Annotated in this window: 23 protein-coding genes; 13 read left to right on the forward strand and 10 right to left on the reverse strand. The window is 72.1% G+C overall.

From position 1 onward, the window contains the following. Window positions 1–118: 118 nt before the first annotated feature. A complete protein-coding gene (locus tag AB0399_RS35230) occupies window positions 119–1,036 on the reverse strand; it encodes a hypothetical protein (protein WP_366414065.1) in 918 nt (305 codons plus the stop codon). A gap of 463 nt (window positions 1,037–1,499) precedes the next feature. Between AB0399_RS35230 and AB0399_RS35235 the strand changes: the two genes are divergently transcribed. After that, complete coding sequence (locus tag AB0399_RS35235) at window positions 1,500–2,357, forward strand: transglycosylase family protein (RefSeq protein ID WP_366414066.1); 858 nt, start codon at window positions 1,500–1,502, stop codon at window positions 2,355–2,357. Between the two features lie 221 nt (window positions 2,358–2,578). Continuing rightward, window positions 2,579–2,797 carry an I78 family peptidase inhibitor gene (locus tag AB0399_RS35240; protein WP_328462471.1) on the forward strand — a complete coding sequence of 73 codons (219 nt, stop codon included), beginning with the start codon at window positions 2,579–2,581 and terminating at the stop codon, window positions 2,795–2,797. On the opposite strand, the gene AB0399_RS35245 is transcribed toward AB0399_RS35240, so the two are convergent. Then, on the reverse strand, window positions 2,754–3,926 hold the full coding sequence (locus AB0399_RS35245) for a phosphatase PAP2 family protein (protein ID WP_366414067.1): 1,173 nt from the start codon (window positions 3,924–3,926) through the stop codon (window positions 2,754–2,756). The two genes, AB0399_RS35240 and AB0399_RS35245, sit on opposite strands and share 44 nt — an antisense overlap. A gap of 613 nt (window positions 3,927–4,539) precedes the next feature. Between AB0399_RS35245 and AB0399_RS35250 the strand changes: the two genes are divergently transcribed. Both AB0399_RS35250 and AB0399_RS35255 read left to right on the forward strand, forming a co-directional pair. After that, window positions 4,540–6,234, forward strand: coding sequence for an MFS transporter (locus tag AB0399_RS35250; protein WP_366414068.1), 1,695 nt, complete (start codon window positions 4,540–4,542; stop codon window positions 6,232–6,234). 62 nt (window positions 6,235–6,296) lie between these two features. Further along, on the forward strand, window positions 6,297–7,487 hold the full coding sequence (locus AB0399_RS35255; RefSeq protein WP_366414069.1) for an acyl-CoA dehydrogenase family protein: 1,191 nt from the start codon (window positions 6,297–6,299) through the stop codon (window positions 7,485–7,487). Window positions 7,488–7,547: 60 nt separating this feature from the next. On the opposite strand, the gene sepF is transcribed toward AB0399_RS35255, so the two are convergent. Beyond that, a complete protein-coding gene (gene sepF / locus AB0399_RS35260) occupies window positions 7,548–7,991 on the reverse strand; it encodes a cell division protein SepF (RefSeq protein WP_328462463.1) in 444 nt (147 codons plus the stop codon). 395 nt (window positions 7,992–8,386) lie between these two features. Between sepF and AB0399_RS35265 the strand changes: the two genes are divergently transcribed. Both AB0399_RS35265 and AB0399_RS35270 read left to right on the forward strand, forming a co-directional pair. Next, complete coding sequence (locus AB0399_RS35265) at window positions 8,387–9,628, forward strand: DUF5685 family protein (protein WP_366414070.1); 1,242 nt, start codon at window positions 8,387–8,389, stop codon at window positions 9,626–9,628. Window positions 9,629–9,838: 210 nt separating this feature from the next. After that, a complete protein-coding gene (locus AB0399_RS35270; protein WP_366414071.1) occupies window positions 9,839–10,813 on the forward strand; it encodes a YafY family protein in 975 nt (324 codons plus the stop codon). Here the strand turns inward: AB0399_RS35270 and AB0399_RS35275 are convergent. Both AB0399_RS35275 and AB0399_RS35280 read right to left on the reverse strand, forming a co-directional pair. Beyond that, window positions 10,810–11,274: a PPOX class F420-dependent oxidoreductase gene (locus AB0399_RS35275; RefSeq protein ID WP_328462457.1), complete on the reverse strand. Its 465-nt coding sequence runs from the start codon at window positions 11,272–11,274 to the stop codon at window positions 10,810–10,812. The genes AB0399_RS35270 and AB0399_RS35275 overlap by 4 nt on opposite strands. Window positions 11,275–11,388: 114 nt before the next feature. After that, window positions 11,389–11,925 carry a winged helix-turn-helix domain-containing protein gene (locus AB0399_RS35280; protein WP_328462455.1) on the reverse strand — a complete coding sequence of 179 codons (537 nt, stop codon included), beginning with the start codon at window positions 11,923–11,925 and terminating at the stop codon, window positions 11,389–11,391. 116 nt (window positions 11,926–12,041) lie between these two features. Here AB0399_RS35280 and AB0399_RS35285 point away from each other — a divergent pair, with 116 nt between their 5' ends. The 3 genes from AB0399_RS35285 (at window position 12,042) to AB0399_RS35295 (ending at window position 16,440) form a co-directional block, all read left to right on the forward strand. Continuing rightward, window positions 12,042–13,418, forward strand: coding sequence for an MFS transporter (locus AB0399_RS35285; RefSeq protein WP_366414072.1), 1,377 nt, complete (start codon window positions 12,042–12,044; stop codon window positions 13,416–13,418). 440 nt (window positions 13,419–13,858) lie between these two features. Beyond that, complete coding sequence (locus tag AB0399_RS35290; RefSeq protein ID WP_366414073.1) at window positions 13,859–14,899, forward strand: polyprenyl synthetase family protein; 1,041 nt, start codon at window positions 13,859–13,861, stop codon at window positions 14,897–14,899. A 731-nt stretch (window positions 14,900–15,630) separates the two neighbouring features. Then, complete coding sequence (locus AB0399_RS35295) at window positions 15,631–16,440, forward strand: alpha/beta fold hydrolase (protein WP_366414079.1); 810 nt, start codon at window positions 15,631–15,633, stop codon at window positions 16,438–16,440. Here the strand turns inward: AB0399_RS35295 and AB0399_RS35300 are convergent. After that, window positions 16,433–16,807 carry a cupin domain-containing protein gene (locus AB0399_RS35300; RefSeq protein ID WP_366414074.1) on the reverse strand — a complete coding sequence of 125 codons (375 nt, stop codon included), beginning with the start codon at window positions 16,805–16,807 and terminating at the stop codon, window positions 16,433–16,435. The genes AB0399_RS35295 and AB0399_RS35300 overlap by 8 nt on opposite strands. 109 nt (window positions 16,808–16,916) lie before the next feature. On the opposite strand from AB0399_RS35300, the gene AB0399_RS35305 reads away from it, so the two are divergent. The 3 genes from AB0399_RS35305 to AB0399_RS35315 are packed head-to-tail and all read left to right on the forward strand — an operon-like array spanning window position 16,917 to window position 18,922. Next, complete coding sequence (locus AB0399_RS35305; protein WP_329370843.1) at window positions 16,917–17,363, forward strand: MarR family transcriptional regulator; 447 nt, start codon at window positions 16,917–16,919, stop codon at window positions 17,361–17,363. Window positions 17,364–17,417: 54 nt separating this feature from the next. Continuing rightward, window positions 17,418–18,554, forward strand: coding sequence for a methyltransferase domain-containing protein (locus AB0399_RS35310; RefSeq protein WP_366414075.1), 1,137 nt, complete (start codon window positions 17,418–17,420; stop codon window positions 18,552–18,554). Then, a complete protein-coding gene (locus tag AB0399_RS35315; protein WP_328462445.1) occupies window positions 18,551–18,922 on the forward strand; it encodes a GntR family transcriptional regulator in 372 nt (123 codons plus the stop codon). Before AB0399_RS35310 ends, AB0399_RS35315 begins: the two co-directional genes overlap by 4 nt. A 7-nt stretch (window positions 18,923–18,929) precedes the next feature. Here AB0399_RS35315 and AB0399_RS35320 read toward each other — a convergent pair whose 3' ends face one another. Next, window positions 18,930–20,054 (reverse strand): DUF5925 domain-containing protein, encoded by a 1,125-nt coding sequence (locus tag AB0399_RS35320; protein ID WP_366414076.1) that lies wholly within the window; start codon window positions 20,052–20,054, stop codon window positions 18,930–18,932. Between the two features lie 503 nt (window positions 20,055–20,557). Here AB0399_RS35320 and AB0399_RS35325 point away from each other — a divergent pair. Then, complete coding sequence (locus AB0399_RS35325) at window positions 20,558–20,821, forward strand: hypothetical protein (protein WP_328462442.1); 264 nt, start codon at window positions 20,558–20,560, stop codon at window positions 20,819–20,821. A gap of 94 nt (window positions 20,822–20,915) precedes the next feature. Here the strand turns inward: AB0399_RS35325 and AB0399_RS35330 are convergent, their stop codons facing one another. From AB0399_RS35330 to hmgA, 3 genes are read right to left on the reverse strand one after another with little or no spacing between them, the layout of a single operon-like run. After that, on the reverse strand, window positions 20,916–22,172 hold the full coding sequence (locus tag AB0399_RS35330) for a type ISP restriction/modification enzyme (RefSeq protein ID WP_366414077.1): 1,257 nt from the start codon (window positions 22,170–22,172) through the stop codon (window positions 20,916–20,918). 14 nt (window positions 22,173–22,186) lie between these two features. Continuing rightward, complete coding sequence (locus tag AB0399_RS35335) at window positions 22,187–22,933, reverse strand: GntR family transcriptional regulator (protein ID WP_329370849.1); 747 nt, start codon at window positions 22,931–22,933, stop codon at window positions 22,187–22,189. After that, window positions 22,930–24,252, reverse strand: a complete 1,323-nt coding sequence (gene hmgA / locus AB0399_RS35340; RefSeq protein ID WP_366414078.1) for a homogentisate 1,2-dioxygenase — start codon at window positions 24,250–24,252, stop codon at window positions 22,930–22,932. Before hmgA ends, AB0399_RS35335 begins: the two co-directional genes overlap by 4 nt. Window positions 24,253–24,378 lie beyond the last annotated feature (126 nt).

Consider the following 24,378-nt stretch of genomic DNA (forward strand, 5'->3'; position numbering starts at 1 on the left):
ACTTCAGCGGGGTCGAGGTCGAGGCCGACGGCGCCCGCGCCCGGGTGCTGCCCGGGACCGTATGCGCGCCCCTCGATCGGTGGAATGCTCCGACGATCCGCTGATCAGGTTGCGCTGGTCAGGTTCCGGACAGCGGCATGGCGGCCGCGACGAGCTGGCCGCGCGAGCAGGCCCGGGCCAGCGCGTCCCGCATCAGGTCCTCGCGCGGCTGGCGACCGATCGAGCCGGCCGGGCCCGCGTACACGTACACCTCGTTCCCGCGCTGCACCGCGGCCCGCCAGCCGTCGCTGACCTGGAGCGGCTGGTGCGCCTGCCACCAGGCCGCGGCGGGGCCGCCGTTGGCGCCCGGCTGGAGCACGGCGTGCAGCTTGCCCATGGCCAGCAGCACCGACCAGCCCGGCAGCGGCGACGGCCGTGCCTCCAGGTCGAGTTGGGGCACGAAGCCCTGCTCGATGAGGAGCGGCAGGAAGTCGTCGCCGCCGCCGGTGGAGCCGACCCGGGCGACCGGACCGGTCGGCTCGACGACCAGTGCCGGGCGGAGCTGGTCCTCCACGATGATCAGACCGCAGGTGATGCCCAGCACCGCCTGCCGGGGCGCGAGGTCGAGGTCGGGCACGGCGGGGGCGTCGGCGGTCCGGCCGCCCGCGCCCTGGCCGCCTGCCGCGCCACCGCCCGCGGGCCCGCCGTACGGCTCGGTGCGCGGCTCGGCGTGCGGCGGCGGCCCGCCGGGGAGGCCCGCGCCGGGGCTCTCCGCGAGCGCGCCGCCGGAGATGCCGGCCACCGCACCCTGCAACTGGGCCTCGGACACCGGCACGACCTGCGAGGGGATGCACGCGGCGTGCGCGAAGGCCAGCACGGCGGTCTCGTCGCCCACGAACAGCACGGTGCTGGTCCGCTCCTGCCCGCTGTCACCGGGCGTGCGGCAGGACGTGCAGTCGTACGTGCCCGGCGAGCTCTCGCCGGTGAGGAGCCGCTGGGTCTCCTCGTCGCCGATCTCGGCTCGTACCTCATCACTCACGTCGAGCATGGGCGCCACGGAGTCTCCTTGGAAGTGCGGTGCTGCGGTCACGAATGCGGGCCGAAGGTTCGGCCGCCGGGCGGGTCCCGGCGCACTGTGACAACGGACGGCCCGCGCGGGGGGTCACGGTTTGCGGGGTACGGGTTGCCTCGCGCGCGTGCTCCATATGAGTGAGGTGCGGGGCCTGGCGGGCCGTGCCAGCCGAGTTCCGGGGTGGGGCCATGCTTAGCGTGGCCCGATGATCGAACTGTCGAACTTGTCGGACTCATCTGATTTGTCAGCCCCGCCAGCTCAGCCGGTTCAGTCAACTCAGCCAGCGCTGCCGGACGGGTCGGCCCAGACTACGGCCCGGACCACCCGGACCACCCAGCCACCCCAAGTCGCGCAGGCGGCCCGGACGGCGACTCCGAGCCGGTCGCGCACGGAGGAGTCCCGCACGGAGAAGTCCCGCACGGTGGAGCCCGGGGCGGTGGAGCCCGGGGTGCAGGGGCCATGGCCGGACCGCCCGGCCTGGCCCGCCCAGGACGACCCGCGGGGAGAGGCGTGGGGAGCCGCGCGCCGCTCGCGCCACCTCGGCGGCGTCCGCCGCATCACCCTCGCGCGCATCCGCGGCCCGCGTGCCGCCGCCGCGGTCGCCGTGCTCGGCGCGTGCGCCCTGCTCCCGCTGGTGACCCAGCCCGCCGCCGCGGCACCCGCCGCCCAGAAGGCCGCGGTGGCCCCCGGCCGTTCGCGGCCCGCCGACCCCGCAGCCCCCGCGGCCCCTGCGGCATCTACGGTTTCTGCGGTGCCGCTCGCCGATGCGATGTCCGCCGCTGCCGCTCCGGCTGCTGCTCATGCCGCGGCCGCGCCTGCCGTCGCCGCTGCCGCGACCACCCACACCACTTCGACGACCGCCGCGGCCCCGCGCGTGGTCACGTTCACCCGGCAGCGCTCGGTCTGGGACGACCTGGCGATGTGCGAGAGCAGCGGCAACTGGCAGATCAACAGCGGCAACGGCTTCTACGGCGGCCTCCAGTTCTGGCAGCCCACCTGGGAGCTGTTCGGCGGCCTGAAGTACGCGCGTCGCGCGGACCTGGCCACGCCCCAGCACCAGATCGACATCGCCGAGGCGGTGCTGCGGGTGCAGGGCTGGAGCGCCTGGCCGGCGTGCTCGCGGCGGATCGGGATGAGCGGCTTCAAGCACATCGTGCACACCGTGCAGCCCGATGAGACCCTGGCGGGCATCGCCCGTTCCTACGACGTGGACGGCGGCTGGCAGCGGCTGTACGAGCTCAACAAGAGCCTGATCGGTTCCGATCCGAACCGGCTGCTGCCGGGAACGGTCCTCACCGTCAACTGACCGCCGGCCATCCGGCGAACCCCTCGACGTGTACGGGGCCGGCGGGATTCCGCCGGCCCCGCACACGTGGCCGGGACACCGATCGTATCCGGCCGCGGTTAACTTGTCGGTGTCCGGTAAACCACCGGAAATGACGGATTTTTTGTGCGGGGACTGTGCGGAACATGTGTGCGCCCGTCACCGTACGCCGTGCGGCTATTGCACCGAATACCGTTGCTGCCATGGGACCGCTACCGAACCCGCCTGACCGGAATCCGGACGACGACCTCGACGCCTATGTCGGCCTCACCGCGGCGGAAGCGGAAGCCCGGGCCCGGGAGCGCGGCTGGACCACGCTCCGCAGCCTGCCGCCCGGGACGGTGGTGACGATGGAGTACGTCCTCGGGCGGCTGAACTTCATCGTGGCCGAGGGCCGTGTACAGCGCTGCTGGCTTGGCTGAGCGGCGGCACCGGGCGGGCCGACTGCCGGTCCACCGGCCGTCGGCGGGAGCCGACCGCGCCGGGCGGAGTGCGCTCGCCGCGCACCGTGGGCGGACGGCTCGGGGTGTGCCCGCCGCCGGGCGCCGTGGCGGTCGGAGCGACCCCGCCGGGCGCGGCGGACGCCGTGGACGTTGCCGAGACGGGCGCGGGCGACACGGACGCCGAGGGAGCCGAGGACGCGGCGACACCCGCGGGCGCGGTGACCGCGGAGGGCCCCACAGGCGTGGCCGAGGCGCCGGACGGCGCGGTGACCTGCGCGGTCGAGCCCACCGTCTCGCGGTCCGGCTCGCCGTCCCCGCTGGGGTGGCCGGGCAGGGCGGGAGCGGCCGGCAGTGCCGTCCCCGGAGCCGTACGCCGTGCGCGCCGGCCTCGGACGCGGTTCCAGCCGCGGGTGATCCAGTCCTCGGCCTTGGCCATGAACGGCTCGAACCACGGCAGTGCCAGCAGGATCAGCAGCCCCGCCGCCCACCCGAGCAGCACATCGCTCACCCAGTGGGTTCCCAGGTAGACGGTGGTCGCGCCGACGCCGAGCGCCAGCAGCGCACTGGCGATCGAACCCCAGCGCCGGGCTCGCGGAGTTGTGGCGAGATAGGCCAGTACGCCCCAGGTCACCACCGCATTGGCGGTATGCCCGGAAGGAAATATATCGCCGCCGGCGAACATCTCCGCGGAGCCGACGGTCGTCGCGTAATGCGGACCGAGCCGGCCGAGGCCGTATTTCACGGCCCCCACGGTGATGTTGAGCAGCAGCAGCGAGGTGCCGAGCACCAGCAGGGGGTGCAGGGTGCGGTGGCGCCAGGCGCGCCAGCCGAGCCAGGCGAGCACCATCACGGCGGTGGGGCCGCGCTGGCCGAGGACGACGAAGTAGTCCAGGAACGCGTGAATCTGGGGCCACTGCTTGTAGGGGCGCCACAGCATGACCTGCCAGTCGAGCGTCACCAGCTTCGAGGTGGTGACCACGCCGACCACGATCGCGACGTAGGAGGCGACGGTGAGGCCGAACAGCCACACACGTGTTCGACTCATCCGCGGCAGGCCACGGCTCGCCGGTCGCTCCGCCGCGCGGTCGGGCCCGTTATCGGTACGCACTGAAACGACGTTACAGCGTGTGATGGCATGCAACCGCCTCACGACCGGATTTGTAATGACGATGTGATGTGGAGTGCGTCTCACCACCCCTTTGGCGGACGGTGATTGAGGTGAATGCGAGGAGGCCGTGGAGTTTATGTTCGGGTGTTGATACTCACATGCCCATGTTCTTATTCGATACTTATTTCCCTCGAATTTATTCAGGGTTTCCCGCGTGATGGCCGGGCCTGCGCGGGGTGCACGGGCGGGCCGAACGCCGGGCCGGTGCGGGCCGGGCGCCCGGGGTACAGCCGGAACGGAGCGGCGCCGAGGCCCGCGCGGCGCCGGCCTTGAGGGTGGCGCCGACGACTCCGTTGACGGCGCCGATGACGGCGGTCCGGTGCCGTGGCTGCGCCGGGCAGGTGGCAGGAGCGGGCCTGGCGCGGGCCGGGCGGACGCGGGCGTCCGGCCGGGAGCCGTACCGGTTGCGGTTCTTTCGCGGCCGCTACTCCGTCCGGGGCGGCCCTCACCCTACCGGCGGGCACCGCCGCAGGTCGGGCCGGGCACATCCAGGTCACGTACGCTGGCGTTTCACCCGCCCGGGAGTCACGGAGTCAGCCGTGGAGGTACGCCTATGACGCGGCCGGTCAGCCGCTGGACCATCCTCGTCGTGCTGTGCGCGAGCCTGCTGATCGTCGCGCTGGACGCCACCGTGCTGCACGTGGCGGTCCCCGCGCTCACCGAGGATCTGCGGCCCGGCTCACAGGACCTGCTGTGGATCGTCGACGCGTACCCGCTGATCGCCGCGTCGCTGCTGATCCTCTTCGGCACGCTCGGGGACCGGATCGGCCGCCGCCGGGTGCTGCTGATCGGCTACGCGCTCTTCGGTGCCGCCTCGGCGATGGCCGCCTTCGCGCCCAGTCCGGACATCCTGATCGCCGCTCGTGCGCTGCTCGGCGCCGGCGGTGCGATGATCATGCCCGCCACGCTGTCGATCCTGCGGCAGGTCTTCCCCGACCGGCGCGAGCGGGCGACGGCGATCGGCGTGTGGAGCGCGGTCGCCGCAGTCGGGGCCGCGGTCGGGCCGGTGCTCGGCGGCTTCCTGGTGGAGCACTTCTGGTGGGGCTCGGTCTTCCTGGTCAACATCCCGCTGATGGCCGTGATGCTGCCGCTCGGCCGGGTGCTGCTGCCCGAGTCGCGCGGCTGCGGCGACGGCCCCTGGGACGTGGTGGGCGCGGCGGCGGCCGCCCTGGGCATCCTGGGCGCGGTCTTCGGGGTCAAGCGGTTCGGCGCCGGCGCGGCCCCCGTGGACCCCACGGTCTGGGTGCCGCTGCTGCTCGGCCTGGCCCTGCTGGTGTTCTTCGTCCGGCGCCAGCGCCGCCTCGCCCACCCGCTGATCGACGTGCGGATGTTCGCCCAGGCGGCCTTCTCCACCTCGGTGGGCTGCATCGTGCTGGCCATGCTGGCGCTGGTCGGGCTGGAACTGATCGCGGTGCAGTACCTCCAGCTCGTGCTCGGACTGAGCCCGCTGGACACCGGGCTGCGCCTGCTGCCGCTCACCTTCGCCGCGATGGCCGGCGGGCTGGCGGGCTCGCGGGCGCTGGCCCGCTTCGGGCCGCGCCGGATGGTCGGCGGCGGCTTCCTGCTCACCGCGCTGGCCGTGCTCTCGCTGACCGCGATGGGTCAGCAGGACCGCCCCATGCTGCTCACCGTCGTCTTCGTCGCGCTGGGCTTCGGCCTGGAGGCCACCTTGTTCGGCGCGTACGAGTCGATGCTCAGCCAGGCGCCCGCGCACCGGGCGGGCGGGGCGGCCGCGGTCGGCGAGACCGCGTACCAACTCGGTGCCGGACTGGGCATCGCGCTGCTCGGCAGTGTGATGAACGCCGTCTACGCGCCGCGCGCCCCCGGGATCAGCGCCGCCGACACCACCGCGGCCGACCAGTCCCTGGGCGGTGCGTACGACGTGGCCGACCGGGTCGGCGGCGCCCCGGGGGCGGCGCTGCGACACGCCGCACGGCACTCCTTCGTGCACGGCCTGCATGTGACGCTCGTGGTCAGCGTGGTGCTGCTGCTGTCGGGCGCGTGGGCGGCGAGGCGGCTGCCGCCGGTGATGGAGTGCGGGGTGGGCGAGGAGCGCCTGCCGGGTGCCGGGTCCGTGGCGGAGGACGCCCTCCCTGGCCGTCCTGGCCGTGGCGACGCGGAACCTGCCGCCGATCCCGTGGCGCCTCCCGCCGGGGAACGGCCGTGGCCGGTGCACGCCGAGCACTCCGCCGTACGCTCCGCCTCCGCGCGCCCGGGCGCCGTACGCTCTGGACGGGCGAGGGACTGAGCCGTAACGTCGGCGCCGAGCCGCGATTACCAGTGCTAGTTTTACGGGCCGGAGGTCCACCCATGTCCCCAGCGTCCAGGGCGCCCTTCGACCCGTACGACCCGCTGGGTCTGGACGATCTGCTCACCGCCGAGGACCGCGCGGTGCGCGACAGCGTGCGCGGGTGGGCCGCCGACCGGGTGCTGCCCCACGTGGCCGGCTGGTACGAGCGCGGCGAGCTGCCCGAGATCCGCGAACTCGCGCGTGAACTCGGTTCCCTCGGCGCTCTCGGTATGCAGCTGACCGGTTATGGCTGCGCGGGCGCGAGCGCGGTGCAGTACGGCCTGGCCTGCCTGGAGCTGGAGGCCGCCGACTCCGGCATCCGCTCGCTGGTGTCGGTGCAGGGCTCGCTCGCGATGTACGCCATCCACCGCTACGGCTCGGCCGGGCAGAAGGAGCGCTGGCTGCCGTCGATGGCCGCGGGCGAGGTGATCGGCTGCTTCGGGCTGACCGAGCCGGACCACGGCTCCGACCCGGCGGGCATGCGCACCCGGGCGGTCCGGGACGGCTCGGACTGGGTGCTCGACGGCCGCAAGATGTGGATCACCAACGGGTCGGTCGCGGGGGTGGCCGTGGTCTGGGCGGCGACCGAGGAGGGGGTGCGCGGCTTCGTCATCCCCACCGACACCCCCGGGTTCTCCGCCCCGGAGATCCGTCACAAGTGGAGCCTGCGGGCCTCGGTGACCAGCGAACTGGTACTGGACGGCGTACGGCTGCCCGCGGACGCGGTACTCCCCGAGGTCACCGGCCTGCGCGGCCCGCTGAGCTGCCTCAACCACGCGCGCTACGGCATCGTGTGGGGCGCGATGGGTGCGGCCCGGGCCAGCTTCGAGGCGGCGCTGGAGTACGCGCGCGGGCGGGAGCAGTTCGGCCGGCCGATCGGCGCCTTCCAGCTCACCCAGGCGAAGCTCGCCGACATGGCGGTCGAACTGCACAAGGGCATCCTGCTCGCCCACCACCTCGGGCAGCGGATGGACGCGGGCACGCTGCGCCCGGAGCAGGTCAGCTTCGGCAAGCTCAACAACGTGCGCGAGGCGATCGAGATCTGCCGCACCGCGCGCACCATCCTGGGCGCCAACGGCATCTCGCTGGAGTACCCGGTGATGCGGCACGCGACCAACCTGGAGTCCGTGCTCACCTACGAGGGCACGGTGGAGATGCACCAACTCGTACTGGGCAAGGCGCTCACGGGTTTCGATGCCTTCCGCGGGTGAGGCGTTGCCCACGGAAGGCGGTGGCCACCGGTCCCGGCCGGTGTGCGGCCGGAACCGGTCTCAGTTCTGGTTGAAGAAGCCGTCGCCACCGCGGCGGGAGTCGGCGTTCATCACGGAGTAGTCGGCCGGGGTCAGCAGGAACACCCGGGTGGCCACCCGCTCGATGGAGCCGCGCAGACCGAAGGTCAACCCGGCGGCGAAGTCCACGACGCGCTTGGCGTCGGAGGGCTCCATAGCGGTGAGGTTGACGATCACCGGCACGCCGTCTCGGAACAACTCACCGATACCGCGTGCGTCCCGGAAGCCGTCGGGCGTCACCGTGGCGATCCGCCGGCCCTCCCCCTCGGCCGACTCGGTGGCGATCCGAACCCGCGGGTCGGTCACCCACGTGTCGGCGCGCTCCGGGCCCTCGCCGTAGTCGGCGTACTCCTCGTCGTAGTAACCCTCGCCGCCGTTGTCGTCGACGAGGCCAAGCCAGGCACTCGCCCGTCGAACCGAACCCATGGACGCCTCCTCTCTCGCACGCGGTCTGTACCGTCCGCTTAGTCCTATCGTCATCCATGATGAGGGTGATGCGCCAAGGGGATAGGCGCCACGCAGGCGCTTTGTGACGGTACTGGCACACACGATAGTGGCGCACCGTCAAGCAGGGGCAGGCATCGGAGAGCTGACGATGCGATGGGAACGTCCTCCACGATCGGGTGATTTCGGGGGCCGTACGGCCGTACGGAAGCGGGGGACCGCACCGATAACATGACCGCCGGTCGGGTTCTGAAACCTGACCGAAGGTCAAAGTGCAGGTGGCGGTGGGCGCATGGCGGCCGGCGGACCATCCGAGGGTGGCCGCCGCCCCGTCCCGCCGCACCGCGAGTTCCGGGTCCGACGGGGGAGTGGGAAGCGTGTTCGGAATCATTCGGCCTTGCCGGCATCGGATGTCGGAGGGCATGGCGGCCTCCTGGCTGGCGCATCTGTGTGGTCTGTGCCTCGCCTTGCGCGACGGACACGGGCAGTTCGCCCGTGTCGCTACCAATTACGACGGTCTGATCATCTCTGTGCTGGTCGAGGCGCAGTCCACGCCCACCGCCGACCAGCGACGCACCGCGGGGCCCTGCCCGCTGCGCGGGATGCGTACCGCGCCCGTCGCGAAGGGCGAGGGCGCCCGGCTGGCCGCGGCGGTCTCGCTGGTGCTGGCGTCGGCGAAGGTGCGCGACCATGTCGATGACGGGGACGGCGCGTTCGGCCGCCGCCCCGTCGCTCGCGCGGCCCGCAAGGTCGCCCGCCGCTGGGACCAGGCCGGCGCGCGGACCGGCGGCGACCTCGGCTTCGACACCACGCTGCTGCTCGACGCGGTCGGCCGGCAGGGCGAGGTCGAAGCCGCGGCCGGCCCCGGCAGTTGCGTGCTGGCCGTCACCGAACCCACCGAGACCGCCACCGCCGCGGCCTTCGCCCACACCGCGGTCCTTGCCGGCCGCCCGGGCAACACCGACGCGCTCCAGGAGGCCGGACGGCTGTTCGGCCGCCTTGCCCATCTGCTCGACGCGGTCGAGGACCTGGCCGAGGATGCCCGAACCGGCGCCTGGAACCCGCTCACCGCCACCGGCACCGATCTCACCGAGGCCCGGCGACTGTGCGACGACGCCCGCCACGGCATCCGGCTCGCCCTCCGTGACGTCGACTTCGCCGACACCGCCTCGGCCCGGCTGGCCCACACCCTGCTCGTCCACGAACTGGGACGCTCCGTGGACCGGGCGTTCGGCGCAGGCAACTGCCCGCACGGCCCGGCGGCGCAGAACGGCAACCCGTATACCGGGAACCCGTACACCGGCAGCCCCTACGCACCGGGTGCGCCGAACCAGCAGCCCTACCCGCCCGGGCAGCCGGGTGCACCGGGCGGCCCCGGAGGCTTCCCGCCGCCGCCCGAACCGCCGCGCCGCCGCGGCCTGCTCGCCGGTTGCCTGGTCTACACCGGCCTGTGCTGCACCTGCCGACTGTGCTGCACCGACCACGAGGACGCCTGGACCGGCCGGCCGCGCGAGTCCTGGTGCAGTTCCTGCGGGGACTGCGCTGACTGCGGCGACTGCTGCCAGTGCTGCGAATGTGGCGATTGCTGCGATTGCTGCGACTGCGGGTGCGACTGCTGAATCGGGCCGCCGAGGTCAGGGGTGCGCTGGTGGAACCTGGCCCCCGGCACCTGGCAGCCGCTCCGGCCTCGCGCCCCGGACGCCGCCGGCCCCCGCGCCGAGAACCGCCCCGGGCCCGCCGCGGACCACCCCGGCCACGCTGTCCTGCTCTTCGTCGATCGATCACATCGCGGTCCACTCCTGTCCTGAATCGCTGCCAGACTGAACGACATGCTGGAAACGTCGGCACGCCTGCTGCGTCTGCTCTCCCTCCTCCAGTCGCGCCGTGACTGGACGGGACCCGAACTCGCCGAGCGCTTGGAGATCACCGCCCGCACGGTCCGGCGCGACGTCGAACGGCTGCGTGCGCTCGGCTACCCCGTCCACGCCACCCCCGGCACAGCGGGTGGCTACCGGCTGGGTGCGGGCGCCGCCCTGCCGCCGCTGCTGCTCGACGATGAGGAGGCCGTCGCGGTGGCGCTGTGCCTGCGGACCGGCGCGGTCGGCGGCGTCGAGGGCATCGAGGAGACCTCGGCGCGGGCGCTGACCAAGCTGGAGCAGGTCCTGCCGTCACGGCTGCGGCACCGCGTGCAGGCGATGCAGGCCGTCACCGTGCGCCCCGCACCCGCCACGGCGACGGTCCGCCAGGAAGTGCTGACCGCCATCGGCGCCGCCTGCCGGGACCGTGAACGGCTGCGGTTCGACTACCTCGACCACGGCGGCGCCGGCAGCCGCCGCACTGTCGAGCCCTATCGACTGGTCCATCACGGCCGTCGCTGGTACCTCCTCGCATTCGACACCGACCGGGACGACTGGCGGACTTTCCGCGTGGATCGGATCGAGCCCAAGTCGCCCACCGGCCCGCGCTTCACCCCGCGTGAACTTCCCGACGACGCGGCTTCCTATGTCGCCGAGGGCGTCACCTCCCGTGCCTACCGCTTCCAGGCCAGGGTGGTGCTGCACGCGCCCTTGGAGACCATCGCCGCACTCGCCTGGTCCGGTTTCGGCTCCCTCACGGCACGGGGGCCCGACACCTGCGAACTGACCACCGGATTCGAGTCGATGGACGCGCTGGCGATGTTCATCGGCATGACCGGGGTGGAGTTCGAGGTGAAGGAGCCGCCCGAACTGGCCTCGCACCTGGCGACGGTGTCCGGCCGGCTGGCCCGCGCGGCGCGACGCGGAGAGCCGGGTGACGGACCCTAGTCCAGGGCGCCGCTCGTGCCGCCCTGCGTGCGGCCCCAGCCGTAGGCACGGTCGGCTCGCAGGCGTATGACCAGCCTCCCGTCGGCCACCATCGCCGCGCGGTACTCCTCCCAGTCCGGATGCTCACCGGCGATCGCTCGATAGATCTCGACCAACTCGTCGACGGTGGCGTCGTGCGGATCGGCGGCCACCGGGGTCAGCTCCGCCTCTCCCTCGGCGACCAGATACGCCCCCAGGTCCGGGGTCGTGACATAGAAGCTCGCCCGCGGATCGCGGCGCAGATTGCGGGTCTTGGCCCGGCTGTCAGTGGCCGAGACACGGATGTACCGGGTCGATTCGTCGTAGATGAACGTCACGTTGGACAACTGGGGCCTGCCGTCCTTCTTGAGGGTGACGAGCACTCCGTTCCGCTGTTCCTTGAGCAGGTCCAGCAGCGGGCTGGTGGCGGGGGCCGGGCTCATGATCGCTCCTGGGTGGGGTGTGGTGCTGACGGATACCGGTCGATTACTGCCTGTGCATGGGAAAACGCACCGTGACCGGTTGTTGTTCCGGCTCGAATGCCGAATCGCACGGATTCACTCTTCCGGGTGGCCGGAGTTTCGCGAGTCCGGCTCCGCCAGCGGAAATGCCATCACGGACGCCCCGATACCGACCGTGCCCGCGGCGTGCGGCGCCTGCGCCGCGTCGTGCAACTCGTCGAACAGCGCGGCCAGTCGCCGCCGGAAGCCGTCCCACACCTCCGGTGCCACCCACAACTCCAGGTCCGACGTGACGCCTTCCGCGTCCGGTGCGCGCCGCGCCGCGCGATCCCGCATGTTGTGGGCGAGCGCCTCCGCGAGCAGCGGGGCGGCCTCGTGCCGCTGGTCGGACAGCGGGGAGGCGTGCACCGCGCGATAACGTCGTTCCCTGCCGCCGCGGTTGGACCGTACCTCGGCGAGTTCGACCAGCCCGACCGCGTCCAGTCGGCGCAGGTGCTGACTGGCCAGAGCGTGCGATACGCCCAGCTCGCGGGCGAGTTCGGCGGCCGACAGCGGCACGTTCCAGACCAGGGAGACCATCCGCAGTCTCAGCGGGTGGGCCAGGGCGCGCAGGAGGGGGTCGGTCGCCGTCATGGGCCCATTACACCGTGCCGTTGGGTGACGCGCCGAGTGTGATGTCGAGCAGAGGCCCTGCCGGGGTGGTGGACTCGGGGGTTGCTCCCGAACTCCCAATGAATATATTGGGAGTCATGACGGTAAGAAGGGTCCTGGGGGACCGCACCGCGACCACGTGCCTCGGCGGGGTACTGGTCTCCGGATTCGGTGACTCGGCGATGATGCTGGTCGCCGGGATCTGGGTGAAGACGCTGACCGGCTCCGACAGCCTTGCCGCCGCGGTGACCTTCTGCGTGTGGGGACCCACTCTGGTGGGCCCGGTGCTCGGCACCGTCGCCGACCGGGTGCGCCGACGGTCGCTGCTGATCTGGACCAACGCGGCCCTCGCCGCGCTGCTGCCGGTCCTCCTCGCGGTGCGCACCGGACGGGACGTGTGGCTGCTGTTCGCCGTGTTCACCCTGATCGGGGCCGCCTCGGTCCTGACGGACGCGGCGGAGGCCGGCATCGTCACCGCCGCGATCCCGCCCGATCTGCGCGGCGACTTCAACGGCCTGCGGATGACGGTGAACGAGGCGATGAAACTGCTCGCCCCGCTCGCCGGCGCCGGGCTCTTCCTGCGCTTCGGCGGCGGCTCGGTCGCCGTACTCGACGCGGCCACGTTCGTGCTCGCCGCCCTCGCCTTCGCCGCGCTGCGGGTCCGGGAACGGCCCCCCGCCCCGGCTGCGGGCGGCTGGCGCGAGCAGACCGCGGAGGGCATCCGGCACCTGCGGAGCGACAGGCTGTTGCTGCGGCTGGTGGCCGGCGGCGCCGTCGCGATGTTCCTGTCCGGGGTGAGCAGTGCCGCCATCTACGCGATGACGGATTCGGGACTGCACCGCCCGCCGGCGTTCGTCGCCGTTCTCTACGCGGTGCAGGGCAGCGGTTCGATCGTCGCCGGTGTGGTCTCCGGAGCGGTCATGCGCCGCCTGCCGGAACGCGTCTTCGCCGCCACCGGGCTGATGCTGTTCACCGCGGGTGCCGCCGTGCGGGCCGTACCGTCCCTGCCGGTCTGCATCGTCGGGACCCTGGCCATCGGGGTCGGGCTGCCGTGGGTGATCGTCGCGGCCTTCACCACCGTGCAGCAGCGCACCGGCCCCGAACTGGTCGGGCGGGTGGCAGCCGCGGCGGGCACGGTCGTCTTCGCGCCGACCGCGGTGGCAGCCGCGGTCGGCGCCGGAATGGTCGCCGCCGTCGACTTCCGCGTACAGCTCGTTTCGGTCGGCGTCGCGGGCTGGCTGGCGGCCTGGTTCCTGCTGCTGGGTCGGCCCCGGACCGGCCTGGCGGAGGCGGAGGACGTCCCTGCGCCCGATCCTGATCCCGTGCCTGGTCCTCGTCCCGTTTCCGGGTCCGGCCCCGGGTCCGGCCCCGGGTCCGGCCCCGGGTCCGGCCCCGGGTCCGGCCCCGAGACCGATCCCGAGACCGATCCCGGCCCCGGTTCCGTTCCCGCCGCCGGGCCTGTTCCCGGGGCGTGAGCTCGCGGTCGCCGGGCTCGGTTCCGGACCCCGCCGCCGGGACGCGTCCGTCCGGCGTCAGCGTCGGGGGGCCTGGCGGCGGACGCACACCGGGCGGGGCGGAAACGGTCAGCGGCGTGAGGGCCTGTGCGAGGACCCTCGGCACGTATGTCGACAATCGCCTCGGTGGCTGAGGCGCCCGGCCCTCGCACCCTGCCCCGAACGAGCCGAACCGCGGCGCCTTCGACGGAGGCCGGATCGGGCTCCTTCCCCGTCTCCGCCCCGGAACGTCGCCCGTCGACACCTTCGCGCCCCTCGTCACCTATGGGGCGCTGAAAGCCGCTCGACCGGCTCGGCATATTGTGTGGGTATCTGCCGCTCATGGCCTCCGCCCGGTTCGTCGCGCCGAGGGAACGGGCGGGCTGGTCCTGTCGTCTGTCCTGGCTGAGAGCTGGTGGAGTGTGCGCGGTGGCGTCGAACTCGGCCCCGAGTCCCTGACGGTGCTCTCCCCGCCCGCTGAGACCTTCGCGGACGGCTGCGCCGCGGAACTGACCGCGCCCCTGCTCGGGTATCTGGAGTCCGTGTGCGCCTCGGACGACCGGTTGGGCGTGCTGATGCGCCATGCCGTGCTGCCCGGGGGGAAACTGCTGCGCCCGCTGCTCCTGCTGGAGACCGTCGCGGCGCTGGGCGGCGATCCGGGCGCGGCGCTGCCGGCTGCCGCGGCCCTGGAGATGCTGCACGCCGCCACGCTCGTGCACGACGACATCATCGACCAGGACGCGTTGCGGCGTGGCCGCCCCAGCGTGGCCGAGCGGTTCGGCCAGGCGGACGCTCTGGTGGGCGGGGACGCCATGATGTGCGCCGCGCTCGGGCAGGTCCGGGCGCTCAACTCCAGCGGTTACAGCTCGGAGCAGGCCCTCCGGGTGCTGGATGTGATCAGCACGGCCGCTGTCGAGGTCAGCCGGGGCCAGATGATGGAAGCCGATCTGGCCGGGCGCATGGACTGCGCCATGGCGCAGTACCTCCGGATGGTCAGGCTCAAGACCGGCGCCCTGCTCGACGCCGCGACCCGTGCCGCCGCCGTACTCACCGGTGCGAAGGGTCCGCACGCCCGCGCGCTGGCCCGGTTCGCCGACCATCTCGGGGTCGCGTTCCAGATGCAGGACGACCTGCTGCCGTATGCCGACGACGTCCGGGCGGCGGGCAAACCCGCGCTCAGCGACCTGCGCAACCGGCGTCCGACCCTGCCGGTGCTGATCGCCTTCGGCAACGCGGCTCCCCAGCAGCGTCTGTTGCTGCTGGACTTGTGGCGGCGGCCTGCGGAAGACGCCCAGGACGCCCTGGCTGAACTCCTGGAAGCGGGCGGTGCGCTGCGTGCCGCTCGGGCCACCGCGGCCGACCACCTCGCGGCCGCGCTGGCTGCACTGGAGGACCTGCCGCCGAGCCCCCACCGCGACCATCTCGCCGCCATGGCCGGACGTCTCGCCGCCCGGCGGTCCTGAACGTGTGATGCGCTCGGGCGGCATCGGTATGCCTTTGCCCCGCCGCCTTCCGTCGACGCTCGCCGGCTCCTTGCTCGCCTGTGCCTCACTGCCCCGGCCCGGTGGACAGAGTGCCGCCCGCCCGGTCCCCGTGACGCCCCGCCCCAGCCGCCACGGGCAACCGGCGGCCCTCCAGCAGTCCATGGCCCGCCGCCCTTGCGTCCGAGGCGGTCCGTCCGCCGAGTTGCGCCAGTCCCAGGGCAGTCCAGATTCCGCGGCGAGTCGCTCAGCCTTCCAACGCGAGCGGCAGTGGCAGGTCCCGTCCTCGACCGTCGCCGAGGAGCCGCCCGTAGGACGTCGTGAGCAGCAAGGGGCGAAGTGCGGGTGGTACGGGCAGGGGCCGTCTGCCGGCCGGGCTCGCCGGTACGCCGCCTACGGAGAGGGTCGGCATTCCCCTGAGAACCGAACGCGCAGACGATTCGCACGGCCCTATGGTCAGAACCTTCTCAACTCCATCGTCGCCATGGGTGCTTGCTGGGTGGCGGCCGAGTCTGATCGGCGCGGCATTTTTTACTCACGCGTAGCTAGTCAGCGGCTTTCTACTCATGCGTAACTTGTCACGAGTCCAGCAAAGTGATCCGGATCACACGCTGTTGGGTGTCGTTGTCGTGCCCACCTTCCCTGACCTGTGAGGAGATCACATGAGGCTGCCCTGGAGACGGCTGCTGGCCGTGTTCGCGCTGACGACCGTGATGGCGGTCGCGCCCACCGCTGTCGCCTCCGCGTCCGCCGGCTCCGCGCCGACCAGCGGTTGGAACAACTACTCCTGCCGACCTTCCGCCCAGCATCCCCGCCCCGTCGTCCTGGTGCACGGCACCTTTGCCAACGGCACGGACAACTGGCTGGTCTTCGCCCCCTATCTGGTGGCGCGCGGCTACTGCGTCTTCTCCTTCGACTACGGCATGCTCCCCGGTGAGAACCTGATCGGCGGGCTGGGTCCGATCGCCGACTCGGCGCAGCAGCTCTCCGACTTCACCGATCGGGTGCTGTCGGCCACCCACGCCGCCAAGGTCGACATCGTCGGCCACTCGCAGGGCGGCATGATGCCGCGCTACTACCTGAAGTTCCTCGGCGGCGCGGCCAAGGTGAACGCCCTGGTCGCCCTGGCTCCCGACAACCACGGGACCACGCTTGACGGGCTGACCGCGCTGCTTCCGTACTTCCCCGGTGCGGCCGGCTTTCTCCAGGCCGATCTCCCTGGTCTTGCCGACCAGGTGGCCGGATCGGACTTCCAGCGCACACTGAACGCCGGCGGTGACACCGTGCCCGGCGTGCACTACACCGTGATCTCCACCATCTACGACGAGGTCGTCACGCCGTACACGACGCAGGCGCTGTCCGGTCCGAACGTCCGCAACGTGGTGCTTCAGAACCTCTGTCCGGTCGACGTCTCCGAGCATGTCGCCATCGGTCTGACCGACCGCATCGCGTTCCACGAGGCGGCGAACGCGCTCGATCCCGCGCACGCGACCCCGACGACCTGCCTGTCGGCGTTCAGTTAGCCCAGGGCGGGGATATTCGCGAGCCGTCGGCCAGTGAAGCCTGCAATCCGATGCTCGTGGTCACCCAGAGAGCGGCCGGCTCCTCCGCGGGATTGGCGATCCCCAACGAGGAGCCGGGCGGGGCGACGGCGGCGTCGCCGGCCGTGAGGGTCCGGGTCTCCCCGTCGATGGTCAGTTGCAGAGAACCGGACAGGACGAGGAAGACCTCCTCGCGTGAGATCCGGTGCGCCGGCGCGGAGGAGGCGGCCGGCAACTCGCAGCGCCAAGCGCACAACTCCTTGCTGCCGCGGGCGGGCGACACGTACGAGACGAAGCGGGCGCCGTGCAACTCGTGGACCGCGGCGTCTGCGGCAGGGATGAAAGACATGACGAACCTCCTCCGGGCGCAGGCCCGGCGTCGCTGGATGAGCAAGGAGCTTGCGCAATCTCCTTGCCTATATGTTCAAGGAGCTTGCGTTCTGTGTCAAGGTGATTTCGTGAAGGACTCCGATGCAATGAGCCTGACCGCCGCGCTGCTCGTCGCCGCGGGGTCGCTCGTCCAGGACATGCACAACGGCGTGGTGGCGAGAGGTTTCACCGACCTGCGCCCGACCCACGGCTTCGTCTTCGCCCGGCTCGCCCCGGCCGGTGCGACCGTCACCGAGGTCGCCGAGCACCTCGGGTTCACCCGTCAGGCCGCCAGTCAGATCGTGGACGAGCTGGAGCAGAAGGGGTACGTGGAACGGCGTCCGCACCCGGACGACGCCCGTGCCCGTCTCGTCCTGCTCACCGCCCGCGGCCGGCGCTGCACCGAGGCCGCCGAAGCGGCCGCCGCCGAAGCCGTGTTGCCCTGGGAAGAGCTCCTCGGCGAACGCCGGCTGCTCACACTGCGGGACGAACTGGTACGCCTCGCGCCCACCGGACCGATCCGCCCCACGTGGTGATGCCTGTTCGGCGCAGCCGCCGGAGATGTCGGTGGTGGGTGGGAGGCTCCTCCCATGAGCATCGATGCAGACGCGCGACAGTACTGGGACGCCGCCGCCGACCACTTCGACGACGAGCCCGACCACGGCCTGCGCGACCCGGATGTCCGCTCGGCATGGGCGACGCGGCTGCGGTCCTGGCTCCCCGCGACGCCGTCCGACGTGCTCGACCTCGGCTGCGGCACCGGAAGCCTCGCGCGACTCGCGGCCGCCGACGGGCACCGGGTCACCGCGGTGGACCGGTCGGAGCGGATGGTCGCGCTCGCCCGCGCGAAACTCTCCGGCACGGACGCGCGGGTGGTCGTCGGTGACGCGAGCCACCCGCCGGTAGGGGGCGGTGGCTTCGACGTCGTCCTCGTCCGCCATGTGCTGTGGGCCCTGCCGGACCCGGGCGCCGTCCTGCGGCGGTGGGCCGACCTGCTGCGACCCGGCGGGCGGCTGGTCCTCGTCGAGGGCCGGTGGGGGACACCCCCGGCCGGTATCTCCGCCGGCATCCTTGCCGAACTCGCCGCGCCGCTCGGCGGATCGACCCAGGTCGAGCAGCTCGGACACGACACGGCGCTGTGGGGGCAGGAGGTCTGCGACGAGCGGTACGTGGCGGTGGTCCGGCCCGCGCCCCGAGCCTCCCGCCGGCACACCGAGGTCGTCGACGTCCATCTGCTCCTGCTGCGCGGCGAGGACGTGCTGCTCGCCCGCCGGGACGGCACCGGCTACGCGGACGGCCTGCTGCACGCGCCGTCCGGGCACCTCGAGGACGGCGAGGACGTCAGGGCCGGGATGATCCGTGAGGCCCGCGAGGAGATCGGGCTCGAGTTGGCCGCCGGCGAACTGGACGTCGCGATGGTGATGCAGCACCGGGCGCCTGACGGACGGGCCAGGATCGGCTGGTTCTTCGTCGCGCACCACACGACCGGCGACCCCGAGCCGGTCAACCGCGAACCGGACAAGTGCTCGGAGCTCGGCTGGTATCCGCTGGACGCGCTGCCCGACGACATGGTCGCCTACTGCCGCGCGGCGATCGACGGTTATCGAGCCGGACACCGCTTCCTGCTCCACCTGCACGAGAGCGGGGACACCATCGCCTACGCCCCCGACGGCCCGGCCCGGGCGGTGCCGCTGCCAACCGCCGCTGTGCCAGTATCCGGCGTATGAGCCTGAAGATCACGATCGATCCGGACGCGACCACCGCCCCGTACGAGCAGGTGCGCGGTCAGATCGCCGAGGAGGCCCGTGCGGGGGTCCTCCCGGTCAACTACAAGCTGCCCACCGTGCGGGGGCTGGCCGAGCAGTTGGGGCTTGCGGCGAACACCGTCGCGAAGGCGTACCGCGCGCTGGAAGCGGACGGGGTGATCGAGACCCGGGGCCGCCACGGCACGTACATCGCGGCGGGCGACGCCAGGACCCGCGAGGTGGCGGACGCCGCGACCGCTTACGCGCAACGGGTCCGCCGCCTCGGCCTGGACCGCGACGCCGCCCGCGCCGCGATGGAGGAGGCGCTGCGCGCGGAGTACGGCGAGTAGGCCGTCGTCAGAGGTACAGGCCGCCTTCCACCTGGGGTGGCACGGTGAGGGTCGGCGAGGCGCCGCGGCGCAGGGCGTACAACTCGGCGAGGCTGGCCCCCTCGCGGCCGATGCCCTCGCTGGTGCCGAGCCACCGCACCGCCTCGTCCCGGTTCAGCGGGCCGACCTCGATGCGGGCAAGGCAGCGGCCGGGCCGCACGACCGCCGGGTGCAGGCGCTCCAGGTCCTCGTTGGTGGTGATGCCGACCAGGACGTTGCGGCCCTGGCCGAGCAGCCCGTCGGTGAGATTGAGCAGTCGCGACAGTGCCTGGCCGGTCTCGTGCTTGGCCTGGCCGCGGATCAACTCGTCGCAGTCCTCCAGCAGGAGCAGTCGCCAGCGACCGCCCTCGCTGTCGTCCTCGCCGATGGCGATGTCCATCAGGTAGCCCACGTCGGTGAAGAGCCGCTCGGGGTCCAGGACGCAGTCCACCTGGCACCAGTCGCGCCATGAGCGTGCCAGGGTCCGCAGGGCGGACGTCTTGCCGGTGCCGGGCGGCCCGTGGAGCAGGAGCAGCCGCCCGGTGACGTCGTCGGCGGTCATCTTCATGAGGCCGTCCATGGCGTCGGCGACCGGCGCCGAGTAGTTGCCGCGCAGCTCGTCCCAGGTGCCGGCGGAGATGTTCCGGGTGGTGCGGTGCGGGCCCCGCCGGGGGGAGACGTACCAGAAGCCCATGGTGATGTTGTTCGACTGCGGCTCCGGTTCGTCCTCCGCGTCGTCGACCGCCGACTTCAGCACCCGCTCGGCGAGTTCGTCGGAGATCGCCGTCACCGTGACGTCTGCGCCCCGGTTCCAGCGTGAGACCAGGATCGTCCAGCCGTCTCCCTCGGCCAGGAGGGCGCTGCGGTCCTTGTCGCGAGCCTGCCGCAGCACGGACGCGTCCGGCGGCAGCAGGGTGAGCCCCGGCTTGACGCTCTCCAGCGAGCTGCTGCGGGCGAACGGCTGCTGCCCGGAGGTGAAACGCCCCAGGAACAAGGCGTCGACGACGTCGGACGGCGAGTCGCTGTCGTCCAGCCGCAGATGGACGGGCAGGGACTGGAACGGATCGGCCGTCGCGGCGGCCTTCCCGTCCGTGGCGGGGGAGGTGGGCGGCACGTGCCTCCTCGGTGGGCGGGATGTGGCGGACATGCGGCCCATGATCCGGCACGGCGGGGCAATCGCCCAGCGCTTTTCGGTCCGAGTCGGACTTCCGTACAGATGTCCAAACCCCTCGAAAGGGTTGATTTGCCGCACAACTGTCCGGGGATGAATCCAGTGAGGTCGACAGGGGTCGGGCGGCGGCTCCATGTTCGCCGACGTGCAGAGCGTCTTCGCCGGTCACGAACCGTGTCTCCGGTGTCGCTCTGGCCGAAGAGCGTGACGCTTCCGACAGGTGTGACCTGCCACCCGGCCGCGGCGGGCGGTCGGACGGTTATCTGCGGGATTTCCGTGCACGGGCACGTTGCGGCGCTGTCCCCCGCACGCCCGTTCCCGTGCCAACGCCCTTGAACGGAAGGTGAATCGGGCGACGGAGGTGGGCGGGGGATGCGCACGTGACGTGACGGGGCGATAGGGTTAGCCTGCCCGTGCTGGGTACCCTCGACAGGGTGGGGAGAGTCATGGAACAGATAGCGATGCACGGCAGGCCCAGAGTGCCTGCCATCAACTGCGGTACTACGGCGTCCAGTGCGCGCCTGGACCGGCATCTCTCGATACTGGCCGGCCCTGCCGTGCCACAGCGCGAGACCGAGGAAGCCACCGTGCTGTTGCGGGAGTTGACCTCGCGCGACACCGTGCACACCAAGACCAACAGGGGTGCCCGGGTGTCCCTCTTCGCGCCGTTGCGCCGACTGCGGAGGTCGCTCTTCGGCAACCGTCGCTGAATCACGAGCAGTTCGCGTCCGTCCTGCTGTCCTTATGGTGGGGTGCGTGCGGCCGTCCTCCCCAGCGGCCGCAGCAGACCCACTGCACTCGCAGTCACAGCAGGGCGAACTGCCCGTCCGGGCCTTCTTCGTGGTGTTCCAGTACCGAGGCCGGCCTCCGCCTGGCCGCAGGCACCGGAAGGATTCCGGCCGACCGCAGCGTCACCGCGCCCGCTGTCCCCGTCCTGTCGACGCCCGCAGCCGCCAAACGCGTGGCGAAGTCCCGCAGCTCTTCGCGAAGCTGGGCCAGTAGCGTCAGCACGCTGATCAGCTCCAGCAGTTCCGAGGTCGTGGCCCGGGTCCAGGCGGCCGGGCGCAGGGCCTCCAGCGACCCCGGCTCCCCGGGAGCGATCCGCCGCCCGTACCACGCCTCCAGCACCCGTACTCCGCCTGCGGTGGCATCCCAGGCTTCGGGCGCCACAGGAGCCACCTGGCCGGTGCCGATCCACAAGGCGCGCTCCTGGGGGTCGTACCTCAGATCGTCCGGCTGCGGCCGAGCGGGCAGCGGCGCCCTGACGTAGGGCCGGCTGCCGCCGGGCGGTCGCAGCAGGCCGGTATCGCGGCCCTGCGCGGGATCGGCGTAGCGGGTGCCTCGGGTGTGCAGCCACAGCGATCTGCGGCCCAACGCGGTTCCTTCGTGCCACTGCTCCGGAGTGCGGGGGAGCGGTACGGCGCAGCCGCGGTGGCCGGGGCGGGCCACGGCGGCGATCCAGGCGAGCATGTCCTCGGCGGTGACATCGGTGCCCAGACGGGAGGCGAGCCAAGGGGTCAGGCCCGGCGCGAGGTTCGGGTCGCGGCCGCCGGGACGCCGGTACAACGGCCGGATCAGGGCGGGTTTGCCGGCCGGTGAGCGTCCGTCGGGCAGCAGGGCGCAGAAGGTCACCGCGGCTTCCTCGGTGTCCGGCAGCGGGCTCTGCTCGATCGCGAAGACCTGCCGGTCGTCGGCGATCCGCCACAGTTCGGGCCGGGCGACGTCGATCAACCGGTGGTCGGGTATCAGCCACTGCTGGTCGAAGGGCCCGTGCTGGATGCGTACCGGCTCCGGGCAGCGGCCGTCCTCGCGGGCGATCGCGGTGGTGGGAGTGTGGTGGCCGGGGAGTTGGGCGACCGGGGTGTGCGGGCCGCGGGCACGGGTCGGGTGCAGCAGGGCGGTTCTGGTGGCGTCGTCCGGCGCGGTGGTGAGGAGCGTCCAGCGTGCTCGCAGGCAGGCGGGCTCGGGTGCCATCGGCCAGCCGCGGCCGATGCGCAGCGGGCGTACCGACCATGGCATCAGGTCGTGCAGCAAAGGCGCGTCATCGCTCACCGCATGCATGCTACTGACGGCCCTCAGGGTGCCTCCATCGTCACGGTGAAGGAGAACCGGTCACCGCGGTAGTGAATGCGCACCACGTCGACGGCACGGCCGGTCTCGTCGTAGGTCACACCGGTGTAGTGCAGTATCGGGCTGAGCAGCGGCACTTGCAGCAGGCGGGCGGTGTCCGGGGCGGCCAGCCTGGCCTCGACGGTGTCGGTGATCCGGCTGATCCGCACCCCCAGCACATCGCGCAGGACCTTCGTCATCGGCCAGCGCTCCAGGTCGGCGAGGTCGATACGGGCGGCGAGTTCGGGACGGACGTGGTTCTCGGCCCAGTTGGTGGGCTCGCCGGACTCGTCGTGGCGCAGCCGCCGGAAGAAGACCGCCTCGGTGAGGTCGGGGAAGTGCTCGGCCGCTTCCGGAGGCAGGGCGGCGGGGCCGTGCGCCAGGATCGTGGTGCGCTCCCCGGACTGCTGGGCGACGATGGCGTCCACCGAGCCGAGCAGTTTCACCGGCGCTCCACGCAGCGCCGCCGGTTCGATGAAGGTGCCGCGCCTGCGGTGCCGGGATATCAGGCCCTCGGTCTCCAGTTCCTTCAGTGCCTGGCGCATGGTGAGCACGCTCACTCCGTAGTGCTCGGCGAGGTCCTCCTCGGTGGGAAGGCGCAGCGGGGCGTCCTGCCGTCGGCCCAGAATCGAGGCGCGCAGGGACTGCGAGACCTGGTACCACAGCGGCAGTCTGCGGTTGAGGACCAGCGAGTCGGGGGCGAAGGCGTTCACGGTCGGAAGTTTCTCTCAAGGCCCTCCCAGACCGCGTCGTATCCCTCCTGCCGGTGCCCCGCGCCCAGGGCGAACTCGGTCGGCACCACCGGCCAGCGCGTCTCGAACATGAAGGCCAGTCCGTCGTCGATCTTCTGCGGGCGCAGTTCCGCGGTGCTCGCCCGGTCGAACGTCGTGCGGTCCGGGCCGTGCGCGGACATCATGTTGTGCAGCGAGGCGCCGCCGGGGACGAAGCCCTCGGCCTTCGCGTCGTACGCCCCCTCGACCAGGCCCATGAACTCCGACATCACGTTCCGGTGGAAGTACGGAGGGCGGAAGGTGTCCTCGCCGACCAGCCATCGAGGTGCGAACACCACGAAGTCGGCGCCCGCGAGCCCCGGGGTGTCCGACGGGGAGGTGAGGACGGTGAAGATGGACGGGTCGGGGTGGTCGTAGCTGATCGATCCCAGGACGTTGAAGCGGTGCAGGTCGTAGAGGTAGGGCACGTGGTTGCCGTGCCAGGCGACCACGTCGAGCGGGGAGTGGTCGTAGACGGCCGCCCACAGGTTGCCGCCGAACTTGTTGACCACCTCGGTGTCCTCCTCGCGGTCCTCGTAGGCCGCGACCGGGGCGAGGAAGTCCCTCGCGTTCGCCAGGCCGTTGGCACCGATAGGGCCGAGGTCGGGGAGCTGGAAGGGGCGGCCGTAGTTCTCGCACACGTAGCCGCGGGCGGTCGGATCGAGGAGTTCCACCCGGAAGCGGACGCCGCGCGGGATGAGCGCGACGTGACCGGGTTCGGCCCGCAGCACGCCGAGTTCCGTACGCAAGCGCAGGGCGCCTTCCTGGGGGACGATCAGGAACTCGCCGTCGGCCGAGGAGAAGACGCGGCGGTCCATCGAGGTGTTCGCCGCGTACCAGTGGATGCCGATGCCCTCGCGGCGCAGCACGTCGCCGTTGCCCCCCACGGTGACCAGGCCCTGGACGAAGTCCGTGGGTTCGCCGGGGAGCGGGAGCGGGCCCCAGCGCAGCCGGTTGGGGTCGGGCTCCACGTCGTGGAACGGGGCGCTGCGCAGTGCCCCGTTCGGCACGCGGCGGAACGGGGGGTGGGCGGCGGACGGGCGGATGCGGTAGAGCCAGCTGCGGTGGTTGTGCGACCGGGGCTCGGTGAAGGCGGTGCCGCTGAGCTGCTCGGCGTACAACCCCAAAGGGGCCCGCTGCGGGGCGTTGCGCCCCACGGGGAGGGCACCCGGCACCGCCTCCGTGCTGTGTTCGTTGCCGAACCCCGGCTGGTAGTCGAGGTCTTTGTCGTCGTCGCTGTGCCTGGTGCCTTGCAGCTCCATGCTCCACTCCCCGCTTTGCCGTCGTGATTCCTATGCTGAACCATAGGAATCACAAAAGGAAAACACAACCCCCGCCCATGGGTAAAAACACGGCCGGGGTGCCCGGGGCCCCGTGGCGGAAAGGGA

Origin of the sequence: Streptomyces sp. NPDC088194 (genome assembly GCF_040702025.1) — a bacterium.
Lineage (GTDB): Bacteria > Actinomycetota > Actinomycetes > Streptomycetales > Streptomycetaceae > Actinacidiphila.

Coding starts and splice junctions, on each gene's coding strand:
- AB0399_RS35240 (WP_328462471.1), top strand. CDS start 2,579: ATGGGACCGCTACCGAACCCGCCTGACCGGAATCCGGACGACGACCTC.
- AB0399_RS35250 (WP_366414068.1), top strand. CDS start 4,540: ATGACGCGGCCGGTCAGCCGCTGGACCATCCTCGTCGTGCTGTGCGCG.
- AB0399_RS35255 (WP_366414069.1), top strand. CDS start 6,297: ATGTCCCCAGCGTCCAGGGCGCCCTTCGACCCGTACGACCCGCTGGGT.
- sepF (WP_328462463.1), bottom strand. CDS start 7,991: ATGGGTTCGGTTCGACGGGCGAGTGCCTGGCTTGGCCTCGTCGACGAC.
- AB0399_RS35270 (WP_366414071.1), top strand. CDS start 9,839: ATGCTGGAAACGTCGGCACGCCTGCTGCGTCTGCTCTCCCTCCTCCAG.
- AB0399_RS35275 (WP_328462457.1), bottom strand. CDS start 11,274: ATGAGCCCGGCCCCCGCCACCAGCCCGCTGCTGGACCTGCTCAAGGAA.
- AB0399_RS35280 (WP_328462455.1), bottom strand. CDS start 11,925: ATGACGGCGACCGACCCCCTCCTGCGCGCCCTGGCCCACCCGCTGAGA.
- AB0399_RS35285 (WP_366414072.1), top strand. CDS start 12,042: ATGACGGTAAGAAGGGTCCTGGGGGACCGCACCGCGACCACGTGCCTC.
- AB0399_RS35295 (WP_366414079.1), top strand. CDS start 15,631: ATGGCGGTCGCGCCCACCGCTGTCGCCTCCGCGTCCGCCGGCTCCGCG.
- AB0399_RS35300 (WP_366414074.1), bottom strand. CDS start 16,807: ATGTCTTTCATCCCTGCCGCAGACGCCGCGGTCCACGAGTTGCACGGC.
- AB0399_RS35310 (WP_366414075.1), top strand. CDS start 17,418: ATGAGCATCGATGCAGACGCGCGACAGTACTGGGACGCCGCCGCCGAC.
- AB0399_RS35315 (WP_328462445.1), top strand. CDS start 18,551: ATGAGCCTGAAGATCACGATCGATCCGGACGCGACCACCGCCCCGTAC.
- AB0399_RS35325 (WP_328462442.1), top strand. CDS start 20,558: ATGGAACAGATAGCGATGCACGGCAGGCCCAGAGTGCCTGCCATCAAC.
- AB0399_RS35330 (WP_366414077.1), bottom strand. CDS start 22,172: ATGCATGCGGTGAGCGATGACGCGCCTTTGCTGCACGACCTGATGCCA.
- hmgA (WP_366414078.1), bottom strand. CDS start 24,252: ATGGAGCTGCAAGGCACCAGGCACAGCGACGACGACAAAGACCTCGAC.